Source organism: Paenibacillus assamensis DSM 18201, assembly GCF_000422445.1.
GTDB lineage: Bacteria > Bacillota > Bacilli > Paenibacillales > Paenibacillaceae > Paenibacillus_B > Paenibacillus_B assamensis.
In genome coordinates this window covers 26,362-36,686 of the sequence record NZ_AULU01000027.1, presented here as the reverse complement: position 1 = coordinate 36,686, position 10,325 = coordinate 26,362, and the positions used below count along the sequence as shown (strand labels likewise).

1 protein-coding gene is annotated in these 10,325 nt (G+C 55.0%); it reads right to left on the bottom strand.

Features of this window, described 5'->3' with window-relative positions; all coding sequences use genetic code 11:
- A partial coding sequence (locus H580_RS25925) for a non-ribosomal peptide synthetase (RefSeq protein WP_157282909.1) occupies window positions 1-9,687 on the bottom strand: 9,687 nt, incomplete at its 3' end.
- Between the last annotated feature and the right edge of the window lie 638 nt (window positions 9,688-10,325).

The following is a 10,325-nucleotide window of genomic DNA, read 5'->3' as shown; positions in this document are numbered from 1 at the left end:
CGTCAGCTCTGGACGGTTCAAGTACCCACGAGCGACCCCGACTCCGCCGATGACCAGTTCACCCAGCACCCCGACCGGCACCGGATTCAGATGCGCGTCCACGATGTAGAATTTCGCATTCAGCCACGCTTTGCCAATCGGCACATTGCCTGTCTGCGGCAGCTTCATCAACGACTCGTCGTAGAAGCTTGAGTCGATCGCCGCTTCCGTCACGCCGTATGCGTTGATAATCCGGAACAACGAGCCGAAGCGTTCCTGTAAAGTTCGGTAATCCGCCACACTGCAGCTGTCCGAGCTCGTAATCAACAGCTCCATTCCGCTCATATCCAGCCGCTGCTCGTGCACGTACTCCATGAACGGCACAATCAGCGCCGGCGTTGATTCGAAGATGGTTACCCGTTCCCGCTCTATCCAGTATTGCAGACGAGAAGGATCGATCCGGTCGTCCTTCGGCACAATCACCATCGTGCCTCCGTTGTACAGCGTCCGCGCAATATCTCCGACGAACACGTCGAACGAGAAGCTTGCGAGCTGCAGCAGGCGCACCGGGAACTGATCCAACCGGTAGTCCCTCCGGTAGCCCGCCGCCGTGTTCACCAAGCTGCGGTGCTCGATCATGACACCCTTCGGCTTGCCCGTCGTTCCTGACGTGTAGATTACGTAGGCCAGATCCTCCGGACGGGCTTCATGGAAGCTGTCAGTGCCGACATGCTGATAGCTCTCACTGCCATCGTCCACAGCATCCGTCAGCTTGCCGGAGACCATGCTGGAGACAACCGACGCATTCGCCCGCTCCTCGCTGTACGACGCTTCGTCGTCCAGGTACAGTACGGCCGCCAGCGCCAGTTCCTCTTCGTCGAGCCAGGCTTCGGCACGCTCTCGCAGCGCCGTTTGCGTCAACAGCACTTTTGCTCCGCTGTCTTCGAGCATGAACCGCACGCGGTCTGCCGGGTAATCCGGGTCGAGCGGCACATACGCCCCGCCCGCTTTCCAGACGGCCAGCACGGCTACTAGCAAGTCCACCGAACGCTCGGCGAGAATGCCGACGATCGTCTCCCGGCCAATGCCGCTTGCGCGCAGCGTAGCCGCCAAACAGTTCGCCCGCTCGTTCAGCTCCGCATACGTCATGCGGTCGTTCTCGTACACGACAGCTGCCTCTTCCGGCGTGCGCTCCGCCTGTTCCTCAAACAGCCGGTGGAACGCGGCCGCAGGAGCCGCTTCTAGCTGCGCCTGGTTAAACTCCCCGAGAATTTGTTCTTTTTCCTCTGCCGTTAGCAAGTTCAGCTCAGCAATCTTCGCTTCCGGACGGCTTACAATCGCAGCAAGCAAATATCCGAAATGAGTCGACAGCCGCCGGATCGTGCTTTCTTTATAAAGAGCCGTTGCGAATTCAAAGCTGCACTCTAAGCCGCCGTTTTCTTCCGTAACATCAACACTCAGGTCGAACTTGGCCGTGCCGTATTCGCTAGGGTACGGGGACAATTTCAGCCCTTCCAGCTCAAACTCTTTATCCTCCAAATTTTGCAGGGAGAACATCGTGTCAAACAACGGGTTGCGGCTCAAATCCCGGCTGACCTGCACGTTATCGACGAGCTCTTCGAACGGATAATTCTGATGCTCGTAAGCGCCTAAGGTCGTTTCTTTCACTTCTTCCAGATACGACAGGAAGGTCTTCTCCGAAGCCGGATAATTGCGGAGCGCCAACGTATTAACGAACATTCCGATCAAAGGCTGCGTGTCTCCATGCGTTCTACCCGCAATCGAAGTTCCGACGATCAAATCGTCCTGACCAGTGTATTTATGCAAAAGCACGGTATATGCCGCAAGCAGCACCATATACAGCGTCGTTCCTCTTTCAGCGGCCAGTTGCTTCAAGCCTTCATTCGTTGCCTCGTCCACAAAGGATGTCAGCGTTTGTCCCTCAAAGCTCTGCACAGCAGGGCGCGAATAGTCCGTCGGCATTTCCAGAACCGGCAACTCGCCCCGGTAACGATCCAGCCAGTAAGCTTCCTCACGTTTCAACTGTACTTTTTGCTCGTCCGACTGCTGCCATACCGCATAGTCCTTGTATTGAATTCGCAAAGGCTCTAATGACTCGCCACCGTACAGACGAACGAATTCCTCGACGAACACGTCCATCGAAACCCCGTCGGAGACGATATGGTGCATGTCGAACATCAGCAAATAACGTTTGGCTGCCAGCTCTACAAGCTCCGCCCGCAGCAGCGGAGGCTTTGCCAAGTCGAAAGGCCTGATGAAGGCCTGCACGACTTCAGGCGCTTCTTCCTCGCTCGCATGACGGTACTCGACTGCAAAGTCAACGCTCTCGTAAATGCGCTGTACTGCTTCGCCTTGTACGAACTCAAAGCCGGTACGCAGCGTTTCGTGCCGTGCGATTAGTCCGCGGAAAGCTTTCTCCAGCAGACTTCGGTCAATTGATCCTTCCAGCAATAGCACGCCCGGCATGTTGTAGCTCTGATCGGCCCCTTCCAACTGATTTAGGATAAACAGCCGTTTCTGAGCTGAGGAAAGCGGATAATATGCTCTTGCGCCTGCCAGTGGAATCGACGAGAACGACTGCTCTCCGATCCGGGAGATGGCAAGAGCCATCTCTTCGATCGTCGAGTAGCGGAATACGTCGCGCAGAGGCAGCTCGACGTTCAACTCCTGATGCACCTTACTCACCAGTGTCGTCGCCCGCAGGGAATGGCCACCCAGATCGAAGAAGTTGTCATGAACGCCAATATGCACCAGTCCGAGTACACTTTTCCAAATTTCGGCCAAACTGGCTTCCAGCGGAGTCCGAGGGGAAGTACGTCCTTCTCCCGGTTGCAAGCTCTCCTCCGGCGCCGGGAGGGACCGACGGTCGACCTTACCGTTCGTCGTCAGCGGGAGCCGCTCCAACTGGATCAGATACGCAGGTATCATATAGGCCGGGAGTTCCTGGGAAAGCACGCCCTTCAGCTCGGCTGCTGGAAGCTCACAGTCCGCTTCATAATAGGCGCAAAGCTGCTTCTCACCGGAGGCGTTTTCCCTCGCGAATACCGTCGTTTTCCGAATGCCCTCCACTTTCTGAAGCTGAGCTTCGATCTCGCCCAGCTCAATGCGGAAACCTCGGATCTTCACTTGGTCGTCTGTCCGTCCCACGTACTCGATCGTGCCGTCCGAGAGCCATTTCGCCAAATCCCCCGTCCGGTACATGCGCTCTCCCGGCACAAACGGATTGTCCACAAATTTCTCCGCCGTCAGCTCCGGCCGGTTATTATAACCCCGTACCAAACCTTCTCCGCTGATGCAAAGCTCCCCGGCCACGCCGATCGGCAGAAGCTTATTCCGGCTGTCGACGATATACACCTTCGTATTGCTGATCGGCCGTCCGATGGGTACGGTAACCGCCGACTCATCGACGAAGTCGACCGGAAAGTACGTAGTATAAACGGTACTTTCCGACGGGCCGTACAGATGGTTGAGCCTGCCCGGTCCGATATGGGCGAGTGCCTTACGCACATGGCCGATCGACACGCGCTCTCCTCCGAACAAAATCGCCCGGACATCCCGCAGGCAGCCGACATTCACATCTACAAGGATGTTGAAGAAAGCCGTCGTAATCAGCATGACCGAGATGCGCTCGCGCTGGATGAGATCCGCCAACAGGCCGATTTCCAGCAAAATCTCGTGGGGAACCAGCACCAGCCGCGCCCCGTTGGTCAAAGCGCCGAAAATATCGAAAATCGCTCCATCGAACGAATAGCTCGAAAGCTGGAGAACATGATCCCGCTCAGTGATGTCGATGTAATTCGTATTTCGCACAATCCGCACGATGTTGCGGTGCGAAACAAGGTTCCCTTTCGGCTTGCCCGTTGTGCCCGACGTATAGATGATGCATGCCAGATCTGTCGCTTCGTTGCCCGGATTTAGATTTGTACCGTCCTCGTGATAGGAGGACTCATCATCCAGTAAGATTACGGAGTCCGAACCCGCCAGGCGCTCACGCAAGCGGCTTTGCGTCAGCATCACCTGCGCTCCTGAATCGACGATTAAGAAACGGATACGCTCCTCGGGATATTCCGGGTCAATCGGTACGTAAGCCGCTCCGGCTTTGTGTGCCGCCAGCATGCCCACCACCATTTCGATGGAACGCTCAGCCATAATGGCGACCAGATGGCCTTTGGATATCCCGTAACTACGCAAGGTACGGGCAAGGCGGTTGACGCGTTCGTTTAGCTCGCAGTAAGTCAGCTCTTGCTCATTCAACGAGATGGCGGCTGCATTTGGAATGCGCACCGCTTGCTCTTCGAACAATTGAATGAGCGTCTTCCCGCGCGGAAATTCCGTGGTGGTGTCGTTAAAACGTCCGAGAAGGTCGGTCTTTTCCGCCTCCGTCACAAGCTCCAGCTCGCCCACTGTAATTTCCGGGTTACCCGTCACCTGCTCCAGCAGATGGACGAGATGCCCCTTGAGCCGCTCGATGCTCTGTTTATCGAACACTTCGGCGTTAAAGTCGAACCGAATTTCGATCTCGACTCCTGGCACCACGGTCACGTTGAAGTTATAGTTCGTCTGCTCCTCCATCTGAACGTCGGCGATCGTCAGGTCGCCGTGCTGCTGGTCGCCCGCCTGCTCCATTTGCTCGTCCACCGGATAGTTCTCGAAAGCGATGATATGGTTGATTAGGTTCTGCTTTTGCATGCTGCGGGCTTGAATTTCATACAGCGGATAGTAATCATAACGCCCGGACTCCAACGCCCGCTCTTGGAGCTCCGCCATCAGGTCGGCGAACACGGTGTCCGCTTCGCTCGTGACGCGAACCGGCACCGTATTGATGAACAGTCCAATCATGGACTCGATGCCCGGGATTTCCGCCGGTCTTCCAGCCACGACGCTGCCGAATACGGCATCGTTTGTTCCGTTATACTTTTGCAGCATCACACCCCAAGCGGCTTGAAGCAGCGTATTAACCGTAACCAGGCGCTCTTTCGCCACCCGGTCCATCCGCTCGCTCAAGTCCTTGCCCAGTTCGGCGGTGACGTGATCAGCTGTAAATTTGCCATTCGGCGCCGGTTCCTTTTGCCCCGGAAGTACGGTTTGCCCTTCATAACCTGCCAGGAATGTCGTCCAATAGCCGGATGCCGCCTGATCGTCCTGTTGCTCCAACCATTCGATATAGGAGCCATAATCCGTTCCCTTATCTCCCGCTGGCTGCGTGTCGGATGCCAAGGCCGAATACGTCTCAAACAGCTCTTGTGTCAGCTGCGGCAGGCACCAGCCGTCCATCAAAATATGCTGGAAACTCCACAGCACATGATAGCTTTGTTCTTCGGTGCGCAGGATTGTAACCCGAACGAGCGCGTCATGTTCCATGTCGAAGCCGCGAAGCTTGTCATCCTCGGCCTTTTTATCCAAATACGCTTGTTTCTCGTCCACCTGTAAATGAAGCAGCTCTTCATATTCAAAGCCGACCGGCTTGTCGCGGTATATGATTTGCAGCGGATCGCCCACCGGTCCTTTCACAAAATTCGCCCGCAGCACCAGATGACGTTTTGAAAGCTCCATCCAGCTCCTCTCGAAAAGCTGGACGTCGAGCGACCCCTGCATCGTGAACCGCGTCTGCTCGAAGTAAGCCGTCGTTTGCCGGTCAAGCGCACTGTGGAACCACATGCCCTTCTGCATCGGCGTAAGAGAGTAAATATTTTCGATTTCCCCAAGATGGCCCGAACGCTGGGCGATTTGCTCCAATTCCACGATGGTCAAGCCTTTAAATTGAACGTCGCTCGGTGTCAATTCGGTGTTTTCTTTGCCTGCGCAGTGGGTAATAATCTCTCGGAGACTTTGCTCAAGCCGCTCCGCGAAAGCTTCCATCGTTTCCTTGCGATACTGCTTCCGGCTGTAGCTGAGATCTAGCGATAAAGCGCCTTCCAGCACCATGCCGTTGATATCCAGCAAAAAGCTGCGGGCCTGACGGTTGCTGGCCTGGATGCCGCTGGAATAAGCAGATATGCCGATCTCGTCCTGATTGACATCATCGTCGAACTGACCGAGGTAGTTAAAATTAATTTCTGGCTCTGCGCCCCAAACAAAGCCATCCTCCGTTTTGGAGAGATAGCGGCATACGCCGTACCCAAGCCCCTTGTTCGGAATACGGCGCAAGCTTTCCTTGACCTGTTTAATCTGATAGGTCAAATCCCGGTCAGTGTCCGGCTCCAGGACGACCGGAAACTTGGTCGTAAACCAGCCGACTGTGCGCGTGATGTCGATATCCGTTCCAATCGATTCTCGTCCATGTCCTTCGAGATTGATCCGCACCCGTTCGTGTCCCGTCCACTTGCTAACGGCTATACCGAGCGCCGTTAGCAAAATATCGTTCATTTCGGTATTGTAGGCCCGGTGAACCCGCTTCAGCAGCAGCTCCGTTTCTTCGGTAGTCAAACGGACGAACAGCGATTCGCTGTCCTGCTGCGTTGTAATGTCCGCCTCCAGATCCTTCGGCACGGCCGGAACCTCAATTTGCTCCACGGCCTGCCAATAGGCCCGTTCCTTGGCCATCTCCGGGCTTTGCGCATAAGCGGCCAGTTGCTCGGACCAAGTACGGTACGCATCCGTTTTCGCCGGGAAACGAATTTCCTCGCTTTTTCCGGCCTGCTCGTACCCCAGAGCGAAATCTTCCATCAAAATGCGCCAAGAGACACCGTCTACAACGGCATGATGGACTGCAACCAGCAAATGATCGCCGTCCGCGCACCGGAACAGTCCCGCCTTCACGAGGGGCCCATTCTCCAGATCGATACCCGCTTGAATGTCCGTTGCCTTCGCTTCCACAGCCTGTATGGTATTCTCCGCATCCTTAAAATCGAACACGCCAAGCGTGAACAGCCCGCCTTCCTGAATCGCGCGAGTCCGTGCGCTATACCCTTGTTCTGTCTTACGGAACACCATCCGCAAGGCGTCATGATGCTCGGCCAGCTTTTGCAGCACCAGGCGCACCATCTCTTCGTCAAAGCGTTCCTTTCGGTACAACATCACCGACTGGTTGAAATGATGCGAGTCTGCAAAGGAGCTCTCGAAAAACCAATGCTGGATCGGCGTCAGTGCCGTTTCACCCGTTATTTCGCCTTGATCGATGGTACGTCCGATCGGTTTCACATGCAGGCTCAGCTGTGAAATAGTCGGATATTTGAACAAATCCCGGATTTCCAGCTTATACCCAGCTTGATGAAGCCGCGAAGATACTTGAATGGACTTGATCGAGTCTCCACCCAGCTCGAAGAAATGATCCGTTACCCCAACGCGCTCGGCGTTCAATACCGCCTGCCACACATCGGCAAGCGCCCGCTCGACTTCATTGCGTGGAGCTACATACGCGCCGCCGGACAGCGCATTTCCTTCCGGTGCGGGTAAAGCCTTGCGGTCTATTTTGTCGTTCGGGGTGAGCGGCATCCGCGGAAGCTGAACAAAGTGTGCCGGAATCATGTAATTCGGCAATTTTTGCGCCAGCGCACTTCTCAGCGCGCCCAGCGTAAGCGGGCCGTCCGCAACTAGGTAAGCACACAGTTCTTGCCCGCTTTTGCCTTCCCGCGCGATTACGATCGTCTCCTGCACAGAGTCGATCTTCAGAAGCTGCTCTTCAATCTCGCCGATCTCGATCCGAAATCCACGGATTTTCACCTGATGGTCGATCCGGCCCAAGTACTCAATATTTCCGTCCGGCAGCCATCGAGCCAAGTCGCCCGTTCGGTACAGTCTCTCTCCGGGCTCAAACGGGTGTTCTATGAATTTCTCCGCCGTCAGATCCGGCCTGTTCCAATATCCCCGGGCGAGGCCGATGCCCGCGATGCATAATTCTCCCTCTACTCCGATCGGAGCCAGCTGATTCTGTGCGCCCAGTATGTACAGACGATGGTTCCAGATCGGACGTCCGATCGGTATCGTTCTGCGTTCGGTATCACAAGTAGACGCCGCCCACACGGATGTGGCGATCGAGGCTTCCGTCGGACCGTACGCGTTATAGTACTGTACCTTGTCTTTCCACTGCTGCACGAATTCGGCTGAAACGGCGGAGCCCGCCGTGATGAGCCTGCTCAGACTCGGCAGGCGGTCTGGATTCAAATAAGCCGCATAAGTTGGCGGCAAAGTAGCGATCGTAATTGCATGCTCATTCATGAAACGTTCGAACAGTTGATCATCCAAAATCGTCTCGGTTGACGGTATATATAAGGCCGCCCCGAAATACAGAGCGTTGAACGTCTCCCAGCAAGACGCATCGAACGATAGGCTGGCGAATTGCAACACTCGATCCTGTTCGGTCGTGTGAAGCGTATGGGCAAACGTCAGTTTCAGACTAACCAGCCCGCGATGCTCCAGCATGACCCCTTTTGGCTTGCCCGTCGTACCTGACGTATAGATGACATAAGCCAAATCGTTCGGACCGCTGGCCGGCTCCAAGTTCGAGCCATCTTCGCTGTAGGCCTGCTCGTCGTCCAGCGCCACCACGGTCCCTTCGAACGGCACCTGCTGCAACAACTCCCTTTGAGTCAGCAACAGCTGCGCGTTCGAGTTCTCCAAAATGTAGAGGATACGTTCTTCCGGGTATTCCGGGTCAATCGGCAGGTAGGCACCGCCAGATTTCAGAACCGCCAAAATGCCAACGACCGTCTCCAGCGATCTCCTGGCCATCAAGCCTACCAGCTGATTAGGTAGCACGCCGACCGACCGCAGCGTCCGCGCCAGCCGGTTCGCCCGTTCGTTCAACTCTGCGTACGAAAGCCGCCGACCCTCAAATACAACCGCCGTCGCTTCGGGCACCCGCTTCGCCTGTTCCTCCACGAGCTGATGAATCGTCCGATCACGGGGATAGTCCTTCTCGGTATCGTTAAAGCTTTGCAGCAATTGAAATTTCTCTTCCTCCGACAGCATGTCCACCCGCACGATGCCCAGCTCCAACTCGTGAAGCCCCACGGTCAGCAGGCGATTCAGATGGCTGACGACCCGAGTCATGAACTCGGGGTCATATAAGTGCTCGTTATATGATAGCGCTAGCTGTATCGTCCCGCCGGTTAAGCTGAATGCAAAGGAACAATCCGTGACCACGTTTTTCCCGATTTCATCCAGATGCAGCTCCTTAAGAGATACTAGCGTATGGACGACGGGTATCCCGTCTGCATATTGCAGGTCCAGCTTCTCCGTCATTTTCAAGAACGGAATATGTTGATGCTGAATCGCTTCCAGCAAGGAAGTCCTCAGCTCGTTCAGAAGCGTTTTAAAAGTCGCACCTGCCGAAAGCGAGTTTTGCAAAATGACCGTATGATTAACGGATCGGCGCGTCTCTGTCGGTTTCCGTACAACCGGCATGCCGACCAGAATGTCAGCAGCGCCTGTATATTTATGCAAGAGTGACTGAACACCGGCGAGCAAAATCATAAAAGTGGCCAACGGAGCACCCTTACTCATTTGAAGGACGCGCTGCGCCGCTTCCTCCGAAAGCGACCCGCCTACGGTTGTCATGATGGGCGCCATAGAGCTTGGAGCTTTACTATAAGGCAGCCGCGTCAAAGTATAATCATCGCTACCGAATTTTTCGTTCCAAAATAACGTTTCTTTTTCAAAAGCCACCTGGATCGTTCCCCTCTCTTCATCGGTAAAAGCAATCCGGCGGAGCATATGCCGAAGCAACGCTCCAGCCTTTTCAAACATGTCATAACAATGTGAATGGCTTTCGCCAGGTCACCGCTTCGCTTGCTCTGGTGATCGTGTGCGGCTCCTCTGCCAAGCAACTATCCCGCTCGGCTCCCATGCGTGAAAGACAACAAAAAGCATCGTTCTGCGCAAGAGATGCGGCTTCTTCCAGCTTCTCTGTTTCAATATGCTTGCTACGGACGAGCCGCCCGAAGACGGTCTTTAGTTAATCATTGGGTTCGGAATTAGATGTGGGGTGGACAAGGGATGTTCCTTCCATCGATGTAAGGCTTGCTGTAGGGTTCCAGCCAGCCAGCAGGAAGTCGGCCGCACCTTCGGATTCGGCACCGGAGCTGCATTTGTCGAAGCTTATGTTAAGGGGTATCGATACACTCTATGTACGATTTGTGTATTACCCCGCAGCTCTGGTGTGCATAAGTAAAAATCCGACTGCGGGGTACTGAAATTTTCCTAAAGATTAGATGTGAAAATTAGATGTGATGATCGTGCTGAATGAGGATCAAAGAATGCTCCGTATGGCATGAACGGGACAGCCCTTGGATTGGAGGTGAGGTCTATGCTGCCTGACGCTTTCCAAGGCAACATGGGAGAAAATCTTCCAATGGGTTGAGAACGTTAACTTACATCAAGGCGGC